The organism is Colwellia hornerae, from assembly GCF_007954355.1.
Lineage (GTDB): Bacteria > Pseudomonadota > Gammaproteobacteria > Enterobacterales > Alteromonadaceae > Colwellia_A > Colwellia_A hornerae.
Window position 1 is genome coordinate 202840 of record NZ_VOLR01000001.1, and the last position, 18891, is coordinate 221730.

The 18891-nt window shown below is 37.5% G+C and carries 14 protein-coding genes and 2 pseudogenes; 10 read left to right on the forward strand and 6 right to left on the reverse strand.

The annotated features are described in order from the left end of the window. Positions 1 to 80 precede the first annotated feature (80 nt). Both ESZ26_RS00750 and ESZ26_RS00755 read left to right on the forward strand, forming a co-directional pair. Positions 81 to 458: a hypothetical protein gene (locus ESZ26_RS00750; RefSeq protein WP_223271690.1), complete on the forward strand. Its 378-nt coding sequence runs from the start codon at positions 81 to 83 to the stop codon at positions 456 to 458. A 107-nt stretch (positions 459 to 565) separates the two neighbouring features. Next, entirely contained in the window at positions 566 to 1336 is a 771-nt protein-coding gene (locus ESZ26_RS00755; RefSeq protein WP_146796167.1) for a pseudouridine synthase, read from the forward strand. A gap of 10 nt (positions 1337 to 1346) precedes the next feature. Here ESZ26_RS00755 and ESZ26_RS00760 read toward each other — a convergent pair whose 3' ends face one another. Further along, complete coding sequence (locus ESZ26_RS00760) at positions 1347 to 2204, reverse strand: PA4780 family RIO1-like protein kinase (RefSeq protein ID WP_146796170.1); 858 nt, start codon at positions 2202 to 2204, stop codon at positions 1347 to 1349. Between the two features lie 24 nt (positions 2205 to 2228). Next, positions 2229 to 2555: a DUF6172 family protein gene (locus ESZ26_RS00765; protein WP_146796173.1), complete on the reverse strand. Its 327-nt coding sequence runs from the start codon at positions 2553 to 2555 to the stop codon at positions 2229 to 2231. Positions 2556 to 2707: 152 nt separating this feature from the next. Here ESZ26_RS00765 and ESZ26_RS00770 point away from each other — a divergent pair, with 152 nt between their 5' ends. Further along, positions 2708 to 3916, forward strand: a complete 1209-nt coding sequence (locus ESZ26_RS00770; RefSeq protein WP_146796176.1) for a lytic murein transglycosylase — start codon at positions 2708 to 2710, stop codon at positions 3914 to 3916. Positions 3917 to 4312: 396 nt separating this feature from the next. Here the strand turns inward: ESZ26_RS00770 and ESZ26_RS00775 are convergent, their stop codons facing one another. Beyond that, positions 4313 to 5908, reverse strand: coding sequence for a cytochrome D1 domain-containing protein (locus ESZ26_RS00775; protein ID WP_146796179.1), 1596 nt, complete (start codon positions 5906 to 5908; stop codon positions 4313 to 4315). 34 nt (positions 5909 to 5942) lie between these two features. After that, positions 5943 to 6737: pseudogene (cobA, locus tag ESZ26_RS00780) on the reverse strand (uroporphyrinogen-III C-methyltransferase); the annotation flags it as partial. A 150-nt stretch (positions 6738 to 6887) separates the two neighbouring features. Here cobA and ESZ26_RS00785 point away from each other — a divergent pair. Both ESZ26_RS00785 and ESZ26_RS00790 read left to right on the forward strand, forming a co-directional pair. Next, on the forward strand, positions 6888 to 10094 hold the full coding sequence (locus tag ESZ26_RS00785) for a ligand-binding sensor domain-containing protein (RefSeq protein WP_146796182.1): 3207 nt from the start codon (positions 6888 to 6890) through the stop codon (positions 10092 to 10094). 3 nt (positions 10095 to 10097) lie between these two features. Further along, positions 10098 to 10574 carry a sensor histidine kinase gene (locus tag ESZ26_RS00790; RefSeq protein WP_146796185.1) on the forward strand — a complete coding sequence of 159 codons (477 nt, stop codon included), beginning with the start codon at positions 10098 to 10100 and terminating at the stop codon, positions 10572 to 10574. 20 nt (positions 10575 to 10594) lie between these two features. Here the strand turns inward: ESZ26_RS00790 and ESZ26_RS00795 are convergent. After that, a pseudogene (locus ESZ26_RS00795) lies at positions 10595 to 10873 on the reverse strand (LysR substrate-binding domain-containing protein); the annotation flags it as partial. Between the two features lie 17 nt (positions 10874 to 10890). Between ESZ26_RS00795 and ESZ26_RS00800 the strand changes: the two are divergent. Further along, a complete protein-coding gene (locus ESZ26_RS00800) occupies positions 10891 to 12252 on the forward strand; it encodes a hypothetical protein (RefSeq protein WP_146796190.1) in 1362 nt (453 codons plus the stop codon). 76 nt (positions 12253 to 12328) lie between these two features. Here the strand turns inward: ESZ26_RS00800 and ESZ26_RS00805 are convergent, their stop codons facing one another. Further along, the gene (locus ESZ26_RS00805) at positions 12329 to 13003 is read right to left on the reverse strand and encodes an alpha/beta hydrolase (RefSeq protein ID WP_146796192.1); all 675 of its coding nucleotides are present in this window, start codon (positions 13001 to 13003) and stop codon (positions 12329 to 12331) included. A gap of 448 nt (positions 13004 to 13451) precedes the next feature. Between ESZ26_RS00805 and ESZ26_RS00810 the strand changes: the two genes are divergently transcribed. From ESZ26_RS00810 to ESZ26_RS00825, 4 genes are all read left to right on the forward strand, one after another. Next, a complete protein-coding gene (locus ESZ26_RS00810) occupies positions 13452 to 13766 on the forward strand; it encodes a cupredoxin domain-containing protein (protein ID WP_244947059.1) in 315 nt (104 codons plus the stop codon). A gap of 601 nt (positions 13767 to 14367) precedes the next feature. Beyond that, a complete protein-coding gene (locus ESZ26_RS00815; RefSeq protein WP_146796197.1) occupies positions 14368 to 15624 on the forward strand; it encodes an efflux RND transporter periplasmic adaptor subunit in 1257 nt (418 codons plus the stop codon). Between the two features lie 56 nt (positions 15625 to 15680). Then, entirely contained in the window at positions 15681 to 16415 is a 735-nt protein-coding gene (locus ESZ26_RS00820; protein ID WP_146796200.1) for an ABC transporter ATP-binding protein, read from the forward strand. Positions 16416 to 16423: 8 nt separating this feature from the next. Then, positions 16424 to 18847 (forward strand): FtsX-like permease family protein, encoded by a 2424-nt coding sequence (locus ESZ26_RS00825; protein WP_146796202.1) that lies wholly within the window; start codon positions 16424 to 16426, stop codon positions 18845 to 18847. Positions 18848 to 18891 lie beyond the last annotated feature (44 nt).

Genomic DNA, 18891 nt, shown 5'->3' on the forward strand with positions numbered 1-18891 from the left:
AGAATCATAGTCCCTAATTTCCAGCTGTTAATAATAAACAGTTGGATTTTTTATTATTTAATACGCAGTCGAAAATTATTATGAGCAACAAACCCACTGATGGCGTACCTATAGAGTCAATGCCTCGATTTGTACAAGTTGATGATTGGATTTTTGAAATAAAAACTGTACGAGCTTTACGTGTCGATGAATACGGTAAACCCTATACGGCGATAGCCAATTTAACGGTAAACGGAGACAACGCCTACATAGATGGTTTGTTAACACGAGAAAATGAAAAATTTAACCGCAAAGATTATGAAGCCTTTCATCAGTTTTGTCAGCAAATGAAAGTTAAACAAGCTCATTTCGATCGCTTTAAAAATAATAAACTCATTGCTGAACGTGTCGATGTTAAACCGATTAAAGTTGTAGCTGCAGCGGTTAAGCAGACAACTATACTCAAACTGGTTCGTTAACCCGAGCACTGATCTTTTATTTATCTGCAGGTTTGCGCTATCTTTCTAATCAAAAGCCGCTGAAATATCAAGAATTCTTAATCCTCAGATAAAATGAATGCCTATTTATGTCATTAAGCACTGCTCGTCTTGACCGTTTTATTAGTGAACATTGTAATATTAGCCGCAGAGCTGTGCGCTTGATGTTAGCGAAAAAACGGATAGTGGTAGATAACGTTATCGCAGATGATATTGGTCAACGCATCGACAAGTTTTCAAAAATACTCCTCGATGGTCACATTTTACAAGATAATCTTGCGCTCTATATAATGCTTAATAAACCTATCGGTGTGGTGAGTGCGACGATAGACAAGCAACACAAAACGGTCATAGACCTACTTGTCGAGCAAAATTTATTTAGTGATAGCGAAGAAAAAGACAATTTACATATTGTTGGTCGACTCGATTTAAATACTTCTGGATTACTGTTGCTGACCAACGACAGTCGTTGGTCAGCACGCCTTATGTCCCCAGAGCATAAAGTAGAGAAGTGCTATCAAGTCACATTACAAAATCCGCTAACAGATGATTACCAAGCCGCCTTCGCAAAAGGCATGTATTTTGACTTTGAAGATATCACCACTAAGCCGGCCAAACTCAACATTATAAGTAATGACGTTGACCAACAAGCTAATCAATACATGGCTGAAGTTAAATTAATCGAAGGGCGTTACCATCAAATTAAGCGGATGTTTGGTCGGTTTGGTAATCCCGTAATAGGCTTGCATCGACAAGCCATCGGAAACTTATTATTGGATGAAAATCTAGCTGAAGGCGATAGCCGATTTTTAACTGATGATGAAGTACTTAGTATTTTTACAACGCTTGTTACTAACTGATAAGATTAGCTTAATCTATCTCATCAGCGTCACTAATACGTTCTAATCGTTCCTGTTCTTCAGCAAATGCGGCTTTTATTTCTTCTATTATCGTATCAACATCGGCAGACTTAGTATCTTCTTCAAATAGACCTGTTAATTCTGTTTCTGGTGTTAATTCCGCTTTTTCATATAAGGCCCACATTTCTTGAGCATATTTACTCTGTGCTAATTCTGGAGCAAATTGAGCGTAATAATCAGTAATATTGTCAACATCGCGCAGTAACATGCTTTTGGCATTATTGTTTGCTGAGGCATCTACCGCCTGCGGCAAATCAATAATAACTGGGCCGTATTCGTCAACCAGTACATTAAATTCTGATAAATCACCATGAATGATGCCCTCACAAAGCATGATTTTTACATAATTCATCATGATAAGGTGGTCTTCAATCGCGTGTTCACTTGGCAATATTATGTCATTCAAGCGCGGTGCAACATCGCCTTCACCGTCGGTGATCAGTTCCATTAACAGCACACTTTCAAAACAACCAAATGGCTGAGGCACACGTACGCCAGCTGCTGCTAACGTATAAAGGGCTTCAACTTCGGCATTCTGCCAGGCATCTTCTTGTTGCTTTCTGCCGTACTTGGAGCCTTTTTCCATCGCGCGCGCACGACGGCTATTACGGCTTTTTCGACCTTCTTGGTATTGAGCTGCTTTTTTGAAACTGCGTTTATTTGCTTCTTTATATACTTTGGCACAGCGAATATCATCGCCACAACGCACCATATATACAGTTGCTTCTTTGCCACTCATTAATTGACTGATTACTTCGTCAATCAGTCCATCGTCAACCAAGGGTTGTAGTCTTTTAGGTATTTTCATTATTTAATTAAATCGGCTTTGAAGCTATTCTTCGTCAAGTTCGTCGAAGTCTTCGTCTTCAGCAAGCGGTTTTACCGAACGAAAACCTTCTTTTACGACGATCTCTAAATAGAATGAAGTTAAGCCAAGCTTTTCAGCTTCGTCGATATGTTTATTGAGTGCAGATAAGTGAACAACTTCTGCGTCTGCTTCGGTAATACCATATTTTGAGTCAAAATCCCAAAAATCAACGCCAGCAGGCAGCTTCTTGTTTCTTTCTCTTTTTATGTATTTTTTCACATCATGTTTTACACCTTCAAATAAGCGAGCAACTTTAATTTTTGGGTGAGTGATGTTGAATGTTTTTTTCATGACGTTCCTAAATGATATTGTTAAGAGAATTTGTTACATATGATCTGCATTTTACGTTAATTTTTCCTTGGGTGCGACAGTTACTATTTGCTAAAGTGAACTTGGTTATATTTTTTGATGTTTTCTTGAATTTTTTATAAGGTTTTTCTGTTATGTCATCCGTTATTAAACGTTTCTCTCGGTTATTTTTTGCTTCATTAACGACATTGCCTTTAGTAGTGAATGCTACTGGCAATAACGATTTTACTCAATGTATCGATAATTTGCAGGTCAAGGCCCAATCTGCCGGTTATTCAGGTTATATTGTTAATGATATTATTCCAGCGCTTGCACCAATAAAACGCGTGATTGAACTCGATCAACGCCAACCTGAATTTAGTCAAAGCTTTGCTGACTATTTAAAATTACGCTTAACTGATTATCATATCCAAACCGGTCGAAATAAATTAGCCGAGCATAAAGAGCTGTTTGATAAATTGTCTAAAAAATATGGCATTCCTGCACAGTATTTAGTGTCATTTTGGGGTTTAGAAACAAACTTTGGCAGAAATAAAGGTAAAATGTCGGTATTAAACTCTTTAGCCACATTGGCCTGTGATGAACGACGTAGTCAATATTTTACCGCTGAATTATTTGATCTTTTTTATTTACTCGACAATAAAACGGTTACCACCAAGCAACTCGCCGGCTCTTGGGCTGGTGCCATGGGGCATATGCAATTTATGCCCTCGGCGTTGAGAAAGTATGCTTTAGATGGCGATAATGACGGTAAAGTTGATGTCTGGCAAAGTGAAGCGGATGCGTTAACGAGTGCTGCTAACTATTTAAATAGCATTGGCTGGTTAGAAAAAGAGCGTTGGGGTCGACAAGTACAACTGCCAAAGAACTTTGCTTTTCAACAAGTCGAGTTTGATCAGTTCTATCCCTTAGCAACCTTTAAAGCTTTAGGTGTAACACGTGCTAATGGCTCTGCTTTATCCGATTATAAAATTGATGCCGAGTTGGTCTTACCTGCAGGTGCGGGTGGACCTGCATTTTTAGTCTACCCTAATTTTAATGTCATTATGAAATGGAACTTATCTGAGAATTATGCACTTTCTGTTGGCTTGTTAGCTAACCGTATTCAAGGTGCTAGCGGCTTAAAGGTAAGTGCTCAAGATAAGGAGGTACTATACAAGCCTGCTGAATTACAAGCGCTGCAGGAAAAGCTGAATAATTTAGGGTTTGACGTGGGTAAACCTGATGGTATTTGGGGACCAAAAAGTCGAAAAGCTATTCGTTTATATCAATTAAAACATGATTTAATTGCCGATGGTTTTCCCAATAGCACCGTGTTAATAAAAGCAGGTATTCAGGGGTAAGTTCGCTTAGCTCTTGTCACCTTTTGTGAAGATATTCATGGCTGATCTCAATTAAAACATGATTTAATTGCCGATGGTTTTCCCAATAGCGCCGTGTTAATAAAAGCAGGTATTCAGGGGTAAGTTCGCTTAGCTCTTGTCACCTTTTGTGAAGATATTCATGGCTGATCTCAATTAAGTAACAACTTGCTCATTGAGACGTATTAAAAGGTTAGGCGGGTCGATTAAATATCAACAATGGATGAGGAAGGTCGTGTGAAGCAGCTTGGTAGAACTGAGCATGGTTATGCTCATTAACTGCTTCTTCGCCCCCGAAATGTTTAACATTGATGTTATCGTCTATTTAAGCCCATAACGCGCAAATTTGTTTGTTATATCGGCGACAATTTTTGAATTTTAGTGACTGGTACCGCGCTCATAGTGGGTTTTATTATAAACGTTGTACTTACCCGATGGCTTTTTCATCGGCAGTCGTTTTACTATCGCTAAGGTGTTGGCATCATAAACAATGAGTTCACCGTCTTCATCCCAAACACTGAGTAACACATACTTACCGTCTTTGGTGAACTCAACATGAGCAGCATTTTTTCCTGGCGATGGCGCAATAGTTTTTACTATTTCTAAGGTACGCTTATCGATAACATGTACTTTTTCTTTATTAGGACCAAAGAAAACATCAGCCCATGCATAAGGGGAATTGTCATGGCTGCGCATGAAAAAACCGGGTCCTTCAGTTTTTATTTCTTTAATTACCTGCCAGTTATCCATGTCAATAACCGTTATTTTACCTTCTTTAATATTGGGAGAGGCAAAGATGGCTTTCCCTTGATAGTCCCAAGTAATGCCCGAGCCTAAGTGGGGCATTCCTGTTAGCGCAATTGCCGCTATCTTTTTCTTGGTATCTAGGTTGATCACTTGCCCATTATGATTATTACGCGCAGTGCCAATTAAATTAATATATTGAGGGTCAAAGAAGAAATCTGTAATAAAGTCATCGGTTTCAATACGGCGTATAGGAAACGGATCTTCCACTTTCCAGCTTTCTAGTTTGCCTTCACCCCCGTCTTTACGATAATCGTGTGCCCACCCTTTATATACTTCAACACCACCCTGGTCGCTATAAGGAATTTCCCATATTTCTTTGACATCTTTTAAGGCAACAATAAAGCTATGGCGAGGTGGTGCATTATAAACCGCACTGACCCGTGAACTTACACCATTGCTATCGATAGTATCTATTACTTTTGCCGGTGATAAATCACGCGTATTTAAAATAACTACATTATTGGGCAGGTAGTTGCCAACAATTAAATGTTGACCATCATTTGATATGGCAATATTACGCGTATTGATCGCGGCACGTACTTCAACCACGGTTTTTAAATTATAAATATCATATTTACTTATCCAGCCATCTCGAGATGCAAAAAATACATAGCGACCATCAGGCGAGTATTTGGGCCCACCGTGCAGGGCAAAACGAGTTTTGAAACGATCAATTGGCTCAAATGTATCCCCATTTAATAGTGTCGCTGAATGATCTCCTAATTCAACAATAATAAATAAGTTCATCATATCTGCTTCAAAGACAGGTTTTTCAGCTAGCTTCTTTTGGTCAAAATGAACAATGTTACTGGCTTTGATATCGCTGATGTTCCAGTTAAGTGCGGCTTGGGTGGGTGTATAAATATAATCAACAAGTTGTGCTATTTCGTTGCTAGTTAGCTTTTGATTAAAACTCGGCATTTGTGTAGCAACACGCCCCTCATTGATCACCCTAGTTGCTTTAGGTTTACGCAAACGAGATAAGTTCTCCGGTAATAAAGCCGGGCCCATAGCTCCTAAACGTTCAATGCCGTGACAACTTTGACAATGTGCCGTGTACAGTTTTTTCGCTGATTTATTTATATCATTTTCTGCATCGTCCGCTAAGCTTGTTGCTGAAAGTGTTAGAGATGCGAAGGCGGTAAAAAGTAATATAGCTATTTTCATTTTAGACTTTGTTCCCTAACATAGGTTTCAGTATTTACGCTATTTTTTCAACGACTTCATTGATCATTTCTTTTGCTACATAATCTTTAGCGTCTAAAAATCCAGGCGTTGTTAATTGCTTTTCGGTAAGTTGGTTTACTACGTCACCAATGACAATTAAGGTCGGTGGGGTAATATTATATTTTTCAACCAAGGCTGCTAAATTACCTATGGTGCCACGATATGTCCGTTGCTCAGGCTGAGTACCTTTACGAATAAGTGCTGCGGGGGTATTAATGTCTCTGCCATGCTTTACTAACTGTTCCGCAATTTTAGGTAAGGTATTAATGCCCATATAAAAAACAACTGTTTGCGTTGGACAGGTGAGACTTTGCCAAGGTAAATTTAATTGTCCATTATTTTGCATATGACCGGTAATAAAGGTACAGCCTTGTGCAACACCACGATGAGTCAGCGGAATACCTGCATATGTAGTACAACCAGAAGCCGCGGTTACGCCAGGGCAAATATGACAACTTATTCCTTGTTGAAGCATAAATTCAGCTTCTTCGCCGCCACGACCAAAAATGAACGGGTCGCCGCCTTTTAGGCGTAAAACTTTTTTGCCTAATCTCGCTTGATCTACTAATATTTGGTTGATTTTATCCTGTGGAACACAATGTTTTGCTTGCTCTTTGCCAACATAAAAGCGTTCACAATTCTCAGGAAGTAAAGCTAAAATTTCATCGCTGACTAAACGATCGTAAATGGCTATTTCTGCTTGTTCGATAAAACGCATCGCACGAATCGTTAATAATTCTGCATCACCAGGACCTGAACCAACTAAAGCGACTTCTCCAGCTTTAAGCTGAGATGTTCAGAGAACCCTAAAGTAAGGTTTCTCTTAGTAAAATAGAATATTATTAGCAGTATATCTTTTATCTTCCATGTACTATATTTAAGCTATTATTAAATATAACAGATAGTTACTTGGTGGTATTTGTTGAAGTTTTTTGCTGTATTCTTACTTTTTATAAGTAATAGTTTTAGTCTTGCTAATGCTAGTCAAACAAGTAAAGCACTTGTAGAACCTGTTTTTGCTAATATTAACCAGTCGATGGTTCATTATTCTAAAGGCGATGGCCTTAGCCAAGTTACTGTGCTCGCAATAGCACAAGATCAGCTTGGTTTTATGTGGTTTGGTACACAAGGAGGATTGAATCGATATGATGGTTACGAGTTTAAACAATATAAAGCGAAACCTTCTCAAAAAGATCAACTTGCAGGCAACTACATAACGGCTTTATGTGATGACGGCAACCATAATTTATGGATTGGTACCAGCACGGGATTAAGCGTTTACAACTATAACTCTGGGGTTTTTACCTCTTTCCTTTCTCAGTTTAATAATGTTATTCCTGATGATAATGTGATCAGTCTTACTTGTGACACAAATAAAGTCTGGGTGGGAACTGAGGGATTTGGATTGTATAGTTTAGCCTTTGAAGACTATTTGATTACCCCTTACCCTGAATCTGCAGGTATGCGAATATTAGATATAAAAAGTGTAAACGCTAGTGTCTACTTTGCTACCGAGAAGGGCGTTTTCAAACAAAGTACTGAAAAAAGCACACTAGTGCAACTTACCAATAAATCGACAAAAAGCATTGAAGTAGTCAATCAGATACTTTTTGCAGGTCGTCATGATGGCTGGGTAGATTCATACCAAATCACGAATGAAAAATTCATCAAAAAGTTTCATATTTCGCTCTCCCCGATACTTAATAATACCGTTAACGACATTACTCATGATAAAGACCGTATATGGCTGGCCACTAATAATGGTGCATTTGCCATAAATCATGAGGGTAAAGTACTTGAAAGCCATGTTCATCAAGATATTAATTTGAAAAGCCTCACTGATAACATTGTTTTATCAGTGCTTGTTGACGCTAAAAGTAATTACTGGTTTGGTACAGACGCTGGTGGAATTAATTATTTGAGTCATGCAGTTAAATTATTAGGGCATATTAATCAATATAGTTACCCAGACTCCCCACTAAGTGAAGACGATGTTAGGGGATTCAGCTTAGATGGTCAGGGGAGAGTTTGGGTTGCAACCTCTGATGGTGCTTTTATTTTTGAAAATGAAAAATTTCACAAAGCGGAATATTACTACCCTGCATTGAAGTTGTTAGAAAATGCTTTTATTAGCAATGTTCTTTTTGTTCAGGGAGATGTTTGGTTTACTACGCTAAACATTGGCGTGATTCGTTTTAATTTTGATAGTAACCAAGTGACACTATTTTCACCTAAAAACAGTAATGCGCCATCACTAAGGTATAATATGAGTGCAGTCTATCAAGGTGAAGTACTGTTCGGATCAAGAGGTCATGGCTTGGTAAAGTATGATCAGTCGACGACAAGTTTACAGCCCTTCTTAAATGAATTTGACAATATGCCCGAACACTTAACTGACTTGTTAGTGCAAGGTGATGATTTGTGGTTTGGTAGTATTGGCCGTGGTGTATTTCGATATCATAAAGAGAAACTGGAACAGCTCACCGTTAATGAAGGTGTATTGTCTAACTTAAGTTTTACTCTTACCAGTGACGGGCAACAGCGTGTTTGGGTTGCCAGCGGTGCAGGCATTAGTATTATTGATCAAAACTTTAAAGTTGAACGAACATTGTCACAAGAAGATGGATTGTCTAGTAATGCAATTTGGACAATGGTTTTTGATAAAATAGGCAGTATGTGGGTGGGGTCGAGCAATGGTTTGTCACGTGTTAATACGTTAAATTTTTCAGTAAGGAATTTTAATGAACGCGATGGTATTCAAAGTTCGGAATATAACTTTGGTGCAGGATGGCTTTCGCCAAAGGGCAAGGTATTCATTGGCGGTATCAATGGCTTTAATCAATTTTATTCACAAAATGTAGTTGAAGAATCAATAGCTCCTAAGCTTTATTTAGTAGGTGTTTCAATTTTAGGTCAAAAAATTGATCAAATAAAAGTTTCTGATAAAGCAACACTACAACCTGAATATATTAAAAAAATAAACTTAGGCCCCAAGGAAGATATCGTTTCATTTAAATTTTCATCGCTTGATTACTCACACCAACAACTTAATTACTTCTACCGAGTGAAAGGTTTGTCAGAGCAATGGCTTCCCATGGACAATGAAAGTAGGGAAGTGAATTTAATTAAATTACTACCAGGAAGTTATCAATTAGAAAGTTACGTGCAAAATGCCCAAGGCGTTAAATCTGTGGTTTTCACTTTACCCATTACATTAGAAGCGCCATGGTGGTGGAACACGATAAGTAAAACTTTATATATTTTGACGATACTTGCAATTTTATTGCTTGTTTGGATTATTAGACAACGTATTTACAACAAAGTACTTCTTGCCAATTCAACAATGAGTAAACTACAACAACGTTTGCAACATTCTCTTTGGGCAAGTGGTGATGAATTATGGGAGTGGAATATTGTTAATAATCAGGTGTATCGCCATAGTGTTGTTCCACGTATTGATTATGGTCAAGAAGATAATCTGATTAACCACCACAATATCGGTAACTTTATTCATCCTGATGAGCAAACCGAATATAGCTATCTACTTGAACAATGTATTTATCATGGCAGTAACAGTTTTGAAATACCTGTTAGGGTTAAGGACTTAACTAATATTTGGTGCTGGGTTTTAGATAAAGGTAAAGTAATTGAACGAAACGAGCAAGGTATAGCGACCCGAATAGCGGGGGCTTTTAAAGATATAAATCGTTTAAAAGAACATGAATACTCTTTAGAAGAAATGAATGAAAAGCTAGAGCTAAAAGTTGCTGAACGTACTCAAGAATTATCTACAAAAAATGAAAAAGTTGAGCAAGCATTGTTGCAATTACAGTACGCGCAAAAAAGCTTGATCGAAAATGAAAAAATGGCTGCATTAGGAGGGCTGGTTGCCGGTGTTGCTCATGAAATAAATACGCCTTTAGGTATTTCTATAACAGCAATAAGTCATAACCAAGACTCATTGTTTGATGTTGAAAAAATGTTAAAGGACAAAACGTTACGACAAGTAGATTTACAAAAAGCCATTGAAGCCCAGAGCAAGGGGTATCAAATGGTATTGAAAAACCTAGACCGAGCCAATGTACTGATTAGTAACTTTAAACAAGTTGCTGTTGATCAGAGCTAAGAAATGAAGCGTGAAATAAATTTAACTAATTATGCACATGAAATACATGATTCTCTTAAACCTTTATTTAATGGGACTGATTTTCGTGATAAGCATATTACAGTTAATATTAAAGGCTCTGAAGACATTGTTGTTACTACTTACCCAGGTGCTTTATTTCAAATTCTGAGTAACTTTATTGAGAACTCCCTAAAGCATGGTTTTGATAACATGGATGAGGGAAATATTATAATTACCCTTGCTCAAACGCAAAAACATGTGCAGATAATTTATGCTGACAACGGGAAGGGGATGAGTGAAAGCATGTTAAAACAAATTTATGATCCCTTTGTTACCAGTAAGCGCAATGAAGGCGGTAGTGGTTTGGGTATGCATATTGTCTTTAATTTGGTTACTCAGCTTTTTAAAGGTGAAATTCAATGTCAGTCAAAAGTTAATGAAGGAATTGAGATTATTGTCAAATTCCCAAAATCCGGCTAAACCTACTCGATAATACACGGCTAGTCTTTAGCTACTTTTAACAACCATTTTGTAAAAGCGACAACGGGTGGGTAGGTTAGTTGTTCATGTGGTGTTACTAAGTAATAACCAAAACTGCTTGTTACCGGTAAATCAAGCGCGGGTACTAATTCTTTTTTATCTAACTCACTTTGAATTAAAAATTTAGGCAGTAATGCAATACCTAACTCTGCAGTCGCTGCTTTAGCAATAATGGATACTTGCTCAAATAGCATCCCCTGACTGGTTGGTGGTTTGGCTTCATTTTGTAAAAACCAATCTTGCCAGGCCTGAGGGCGTGTTGCTAAACATCAATGGCTTAAAAAAGTTTCTTGATGATCGTGCTCCTGAGGATATGTTGAATTTTTATTGTGAAGATGAGAAGAAGGCATTGATCGCGATAAAAGGGACTGAGCAAGATATTGAGTCTCGTATGCCGGTAAAAATTACCCGTCATTATTACGATTTAGCAAAAAATAGTTTACCACTACAAACGTTAGTTAAAGCGAGCCCAGCTGAAACTTTTGATATGCAAGGTGCACCAGACCCTGGTAATCAAATGAGCTATAGCCCAATTGAAGGCTTAATATACAAATATGAGCTAGGCCTTATTTATGTTGCCTCGACATGTTCTGCCCATTGTCGATTTTGTTACCGCGAAGAGTTGATTACCAAAAAAGAGATCACCCGAGAAAATGGAACTGCCGAGCGTAAAGGTTTGGCACAAATATCTGAACTTGTTAACTATATTAATGAGCATAATAAAATTGTTGCTGACAATGGTGGTATTCATCCTGAAACAGGTCGTGAAAAGCTACGCGAAATTTTAATGTCAGGTGGCGATCCTATGGTGCTACTTAATAAAAACTTGGCGCAATGGTTTTCGGCACTAGCTGATGCGGGTATAGAGAATATTCGTATAGGTACTAAAGAACTCGCCTTTTTCCCTGACCGTTTCGATAAAGAATTTTTTGCCATGATGGATAATTTCCACGCAGCGTACCCTGGCATTCGCTTTCGTATTATGGTGCACTTTAATCATCCTGATGAATTCTTAGCAAAAGATGAGCAAGGCAATTATATTGAAAATCCTGCTGGCGGTTTAGTGTGGGTTGAAAGTGCTGAAAGAGCGGTATCGCAATTGGCAAGTCGTAAATGGATTTCTATTGAAAACCAAGCGCCATTTATTAAAGGTATAAGTAACGACGCTGGAGCAATTCGTATTATGCAACGTGAATTAAAGCGTAATAGCATTGAAAATCATTATTTCTTTTGTGATCGCGATATTATTGGTCATAAATCTTTTAGCTTACCTATCGAAGATGCGTGGAAATTATTGAATGATTCACAAAAAGGTCTTTCTGGTGTTGAAGCTCATGCGCGATTATCAATCACTCATTACTTAGGGAAAACCGAAGTTGTAGCTGTTACTAATGAACCTATGCCTGGCGTACCAGGTACTGAAAATGGCGTAGTGATTTTTAAATTATTACGTGGTGCAGCTGGTGCTCATAATAAAGGGCAGGTTGCAATCGTTGGACGTAACCCTGATGCAATCTTGTTTAGTGGTTATGAAGACCGCGTGATTTTTGATGAGGCTGGGTTATTCAAAAATTCTATGCAAGATACCAGCAGTATAGAATTAGTGGTAAATAACTAATGTGTTATTGACTGCCTGATCTAAACCAATAAAGCCGACAATATGTCGGCTTTATTTTTAGCTCAAGTAACTATGGCTACTTTAATAAGGTATTCACCAGCCAAGCTGAAATATCACTAAGTTGCTCTGGTAATACGCTGTGTGGCATACGATAAGATTGCCATTTTGCCTTATATCCAGCATTAATCAGTAGTTGATTGGCCATTTTACCCGAGCTCATTGGCACCACATCATCTTGTTCGCCATGATTTTGCAAAATAGGGGTTTGCTTATTGGCCGCGTGACAGTTATCGGGTAATTTATCTGCAGTGGGTAAATAACATGATAAAGCCATAATACCCGCCAAGGCTTTTGGATACCTAAGACCAGTAAATAAGCTAATAACACCACCTTGACTAAAACCAGCTAGCACGATTTTATTAGCAGCAATACCTGCATCTACCTGCTGTTGAATAAGTGCATGAATCGCTTGTTCAGATTCAAGTACGCCAGGCATATCAGCACGATTATGCAAGTCCATACTCTTGATATCGTACCAAGAACGCATTACATAGCCTTGGTTAATGGTGACCGCTTGCTCAGGAGCATGCGGAAAAATAAAACGAATACCATGATCTTTAGGTAAATTTAATACCGGAACAATGGGAGCGAATCCATCGCCCGAATCACCAAGCCCATGTAGCCAAATAACACATGAAGTTGCTGGAGAATTAGGATCTATAGTGACGCGTGCTAAAGATTTTATTGGCATGTAGTTTACTTATATTAAGGATGTTTAATTGCCTAATATAATAACAGTCTCTGACACTTTCCTGTAGTGGTTACTTTAATAAGGTTTTAATTATTTTTTTAATTTTTCTTCATCGCTTGCTTTAAAATTTATGATTAAGTTGCTCACGACAATGTCATTAGTTTCATCGATTCTTTTAAAATAACGCTATTGCCAAAAAAGTTAGTTTTTCCTGAGGTAATATTGACAATATATGAGGTGCTCATTACTTCGCCATCATCATAAAATAGTTATAATATATTTACCCCCAGCGTTTCTTAATTAACCTTTATTGGTAGTTTTTTTGCATAAAATTAATGAATAAGTAAAGCTCATAAACTTGAGATAGAACAGGGTTAGCCATAAATATAAAAGGTAAAATCTGCACGGTTAAATAATTTTTTGCAAATTAAAAAGTAAGGATATTCTAATGAAAAAGTTATTGGTGATTATGTTAATACTATTTATTCAATTTTCAGTTTATGCAAAAGAAGTGGTTGTAGAGATATATAAGAAAAATTTTATTCCTGCCCATATTACCATTAATGTCGGTGATACTGTGATTTGGAAAAATATTGAAAAACGTCAATATCATAACGTATGGTTTAAACAACTAGTCAAAGAAGAACCTGTTTATATTTTTCCTAATGAACGCTATCAGCGAAGTTTTTCTGGTGTAGGAGAGTTTACTTACGAGTGCGGTCCTCACCCTAAAATGCAAGGGCTAGTCACTGTTATTGAATAAGGTGTTAATTATATAACGCGTTAATTGAATAACGTGTTGATTATCATAACGTATGGTTTAAACAACTAGTCAAAGAAGAACCTGATTATATTTTTCCTAATGAACGCTATCAGCGAAGTTTTTCTGGTGTAGGAGAGTTTGCTTACGAGTGCGGTCCTCACCCTAAAATGCAAGGGCTAGTCACTGTTATTGAATAAGGTGTTAATTATATAACGCGTTAATTGAATAACGTGTTGATTATCATAACGTATGGTTTAAACAACTAGTCAAAGAAGAACCTGTTTATATTTTTCCTAATGAACGCTATCAGCGAAGTTTTTCTGGTGTAGGAGAGTTTACTTACGAGTGCGGTCCTCACCCTAAAATGCAAGGGCTAGTCACTGTTGTAAAATAAGTTACTTTTTAAGTCGAATTTTGAGCTGTTCCATAAATGCAACATTTCCATCTATAACTTGTGTCGATTCCGGCACAAGTTCATTTCACAAAAAAAACAAAAGTCAACTTTATACTTATATAACAACCGCTTAGGTTTTGTTCGTTGTTGGCATGTCTCTTGTAATACCTACTTCATTATTTTCAATAAAATGTAGTAATAAAAAGTATGGATATACAAAGAGAAAAAATACCAACACCTTTGTGGCGAAAATATTGGTACGTGCCAGTAGTGATATTACTCATCTTCTCTACCTACAAATTTAAAAGTTTCATGGGAAACGCTTCATTTATTGTTAAACAAAATGAATTGGTTACAGCTGTTGTTGAGCAAGGACGTTTTCAAGTGAATGTCCGCGCAACCGGTGTTTTAAAGCCCGTTTATATTCGTTGGGTTTCAGCACAAGTTTCTGGCCGTGTTGAACAAGCCTTTGTTAAAGCAGGAGCACATGTGGATAAAGGACAGATCCTCATGCAACTTTCTAATCCCGAATTACATAGAGAGCTTGAGAAAGCCCGATGGGAATTTGAAGCAAAAAAGGCTGAAAACTATGCCGCTTATATTGCACTTGAATCTCAATTACTTGATCTAGAAAACTCAGTTGTTGAAGCTGATTACAGTTACCAAAGTAGCAAGTTAAAACTTGATGCAGAAACGCAATTAATAGAACAAAAAAATGCCACAGTATCAGCCCTTGATTATCAGCGCAGCCAATTATCCGTTAAACAACAAAATCAATACTGGTTATCACAACAGCAAAAAGTTGAAAAAATGAAAGCGAGTTTACTTGCCTCTAAAACAGCTCAGCAAGCGCGTTTAGGTTTAGTGGAAAATAATTATCAGCGTATCAAGGATCAAGTCGATGCTTTAGCCATTAGAGCTACTACTGATGGTGTGGTTCAGCAAGTTTCTCTTGCTTTGGGTGAACAAGTTCAAGTTGGAGGCAGTGTTGCTTTGATTGCTGATCAGCGTTCACTTTTTGCTGAACTTCAAGTACAAGAAAATAAAGTCAGTGATATTGCATTAGGACAAACCGTTGTTGTAGATACCAGAAGTAATAAAATTTTTGGTGAAGTTATTCGTATTGACCCAGCAGTAAATGCTGGCATGGTACAAATTGATGTACAACTCAGTAGTGAATTACCCAATGATGCACGCCCTGATTTAACGGTAGATGGGCTAATTGAAGTGAGTAATATTGCAGACGCACTTTATGTTAAACGTCCTGTATTTGCTCCTCGTTACAGCGATGCAGGTTTATATAAACTCACTAATAATAAAGAATTTGCGCAAAAGCAAAGTGTACAGTTAGGGCAAAGTTCAGTGAACCAAATTCAAATACTTTCTGGTTTAATAGTTGGCGATGAAATTATTATTTCAGACACCTCTAGTTGGCAAGAGCATCAAGAAGTCATGATTAACTAACAATCATTATTTTAAAAAGACAAGATATAAGTAATAGACAAAATAAAGGGAATAAAATGAGCACTTTAATCGAATTAAAAACAATCAGTAAAAGATTTTTGACCGAAGAAATAGAAACACGCGCTATTGATAGCGTTAACTTAATAATTAATAAAGGTGAGTATATTTCATTAAGTGGCCAGTCTGGTTGTGGTAAATCTACGTTATTGTCGTTGCTCGGTTTACTTGACTCACCCACAGAGGGCAGTTATGAACTCGATGGCGTTGATGTTTCATCATTATCACGTGATCAAAGGGCAAAAATTCGCAGTGAACAAATTGGTTTTGTTTTCCAGTCATTTAACTTGATTTCAGATTTGACCGTTTTTGAAAATGTAATGTTACCGTTAACTTACCAAAAAGGTTTATCAAAAAGTGAGGTTGAAACCAAAGTACAGCAAGTCTTAGAGAAAGTTGAGATGTCTCACCGAAAAGATCATTTTCCATCACAGCTTTCTGGTGGTCAGCAACAGCGTGTTGCCGTAGCGCGTGCGCTAGTTAACGACCCTGCTATTATTCTTGCCGATGAACCTACTGGTAATTTAGATTCAAAAAATGCTGAAGCCGTATTAACCTTGCTTGACAAACTTCATCAAGAAGGTTCAACCATTTGTATGGTGACGCATGATCCCGCTTCGGCAAAACGGGCAGATCGCTGTTTAGAAATGTTCGATGGACGCTTAATTGCAGACAATATCAATATCAAAAATAACATGGAAGCAATGCCTGCTCCTGAATTAGCGGTAGGTTAGGAGAAAATATGTCTACATTTATCGATATAAAATATGCCTTTAGATTGTTATTTAAATCGCCTAAATTTACCGCGATGACATTAGCGGTGCTTATTGGTGGTCTTTCGATCAGTTTATTTACCTTTTCATTCTTATATTCAACCATGTACAAAGATCTACCCTTACCTAACGGTGATACTATGCTGTCAGTGAATGCAGAATTTAATGGTGATTTTCAGTTACTCACTTCGTATGAATTTTCTATGATAAAGGAACAACAAACGGTATTTAGTGAATTTGGCATTTATGATAAAAAAGACATTCGATTGTCTTTTGAAGATAGCGGTAAAAATGTTTACGGCACCTATGTTGATGAAGGTTTTCTCAATTTCAGTGGCACGAAAGCAGTTTTAGGAAGAACATTACAAATTGCAGATATGGCAGCGGGGGCTTCTCCTGTAGCTGTTATCAGTACTCAAATTTGGATGAATGATTTTTCATCAAATAAAAATGTCATTGGTATGACGATTATTGCTAATGATATTGTCACCGAAATTGTAGGCGTTATGCCTCAGGGGTATCGCTTCCCAGGATCAAGCCACATTTGGCTACCCATAAAGCCATCAATGATAAAAAATATGGCGAATAACTCTAATCATGTCTACCTTTATGGTCGTATTAAGCCGGGTATGAGTAAGGCTAAAGCAGAGCAAACGCTAAGCCAGCAAATTAATACGATATATCAACAAAGTGCCACACAGTATAATTTAGAAAAAGGTAATAAATCAGTACGTTTATGGTCGTTCCCTTTTGCGCAAATGGGCGGTGAAGGTACGATAATGTTTACCTTTTTAAATGTTATTGCTGGAATGATCCTTTTGCTTGCGTGTATAAATGTTGGCAATCTGTTACTTGCTCGTTCTATAGAACGTCAAAAAGAAACCGCAATACGAGCGGCTTTAGGCGCATCAAATAATCGTTTAGTCAGTCAGCTCATGTGGGAAGGAATTATTATTACTGTATTAGGCGGTGTTTTATCCGTTCTACTTGTTGGCGCAGCTTTACATTACACTGATATTATTCTTCATTCATGGAATGTCCAAACGCTGGTGTTCTGGTGGCACTGGGGGATGGACAAAGAAACGTTATTAATGGCAGTCGCATTCACTTTAGTGACAATTTTCTTATCATCATTTTTACCTGCTTGGCGTTCAGCAAATCAAGATATTAATACCACATTACGTGATGGTACACGGGGTGCACAAGGGAAGAAAGCAGGGCGTTTATCAAGATTTTTAGTGACGACTCAAGTATTTCTTGTGGCGATATTAATGCTTGTTGGCGCGATGTCAGGTTATATCTCTCATAAATTAGTCAATTTAGAAACTGGCGACAATTACACTAATGTAATGAAAGCTAGACTCAGCCTACCCGAAAATAAGTATCCAGAACCACAGCAGCAAATTGCTTTTTATCAAAGCTTAATAGCCGATGTTAAAAGCCATCCTCGAGTTGTCGATGTAGTGATGAACAATTGGTTGGGAGACTTTCCATTAACATTAGAGAGGTTTGATTATACCGATGAAAATAGTAAGCCATCTATTGATACGCTGAGTGTTATTGGGAAAACCGATGCCATTGGTGTTGATCTGGTTGACGGACGTTTTTTTACTCATCAAGACAAAGAAGGTAACCGTAAAGTGGCTATGATCAGCCAGTCGATGGCGAGTCGGTATTGGCCGGGAGAATCTGTGATTGGTAAAAGTTTTCAACTTAAGATAAATGACAAAAACGAAAAGCTATTTATTGTTGGCGTGGTAACCAATCGTATGAATCCTAAATCTATGCTAGGCAAGCTTGATAGTGCTGACGAAATTTATACTTCGGGGTTACAGTTCATGACGGCTTATCAGAATCTATATTACTTAATAGAGGGGGAGTTGATTAACACGGAAGAAATATTTTATCAGGCATTGTATAAAATTGACCGAAATATTGATCTTTTTTATGCGGTACAACCGGCAGAGAAAAATAGAGGTATGATGCGTGATGTGATGCAGTTAACGTCTAACATAACTTTTGGTACGGGTTTCTTTGCTTTGATGTTAGCGCTTGTGGGAATTTATGGTTTAACAGCGAATTCAGTGGCACAACGTACTCATGAAGTTGGTATTAGGCGCGCAGTAGGCGCTACTGATAAAAGTATTGTTAACATGTTTTTAAAGCAAGGCGCGAAACAATTAATTAAAGGACTGGGTTTAGCCTTAGTAATTTTTGCATTAATGTCCTTTGGTTTTAATAAAATGTCGGAAGGATTATTCCCTACTTATTTATATATTGTGCTTGCTATAACCGTGGTTATAGGTTTGTCTGCTATTGTCATGTTAGCGATATATGCGCCAACGCAACGTGCTGTTAAAATGGAACCAAGTTCAGCACTTCGTTATGAATAAATCGGCATAAAGTAAATACTATCGCCCTTATGATTAGGGCGATA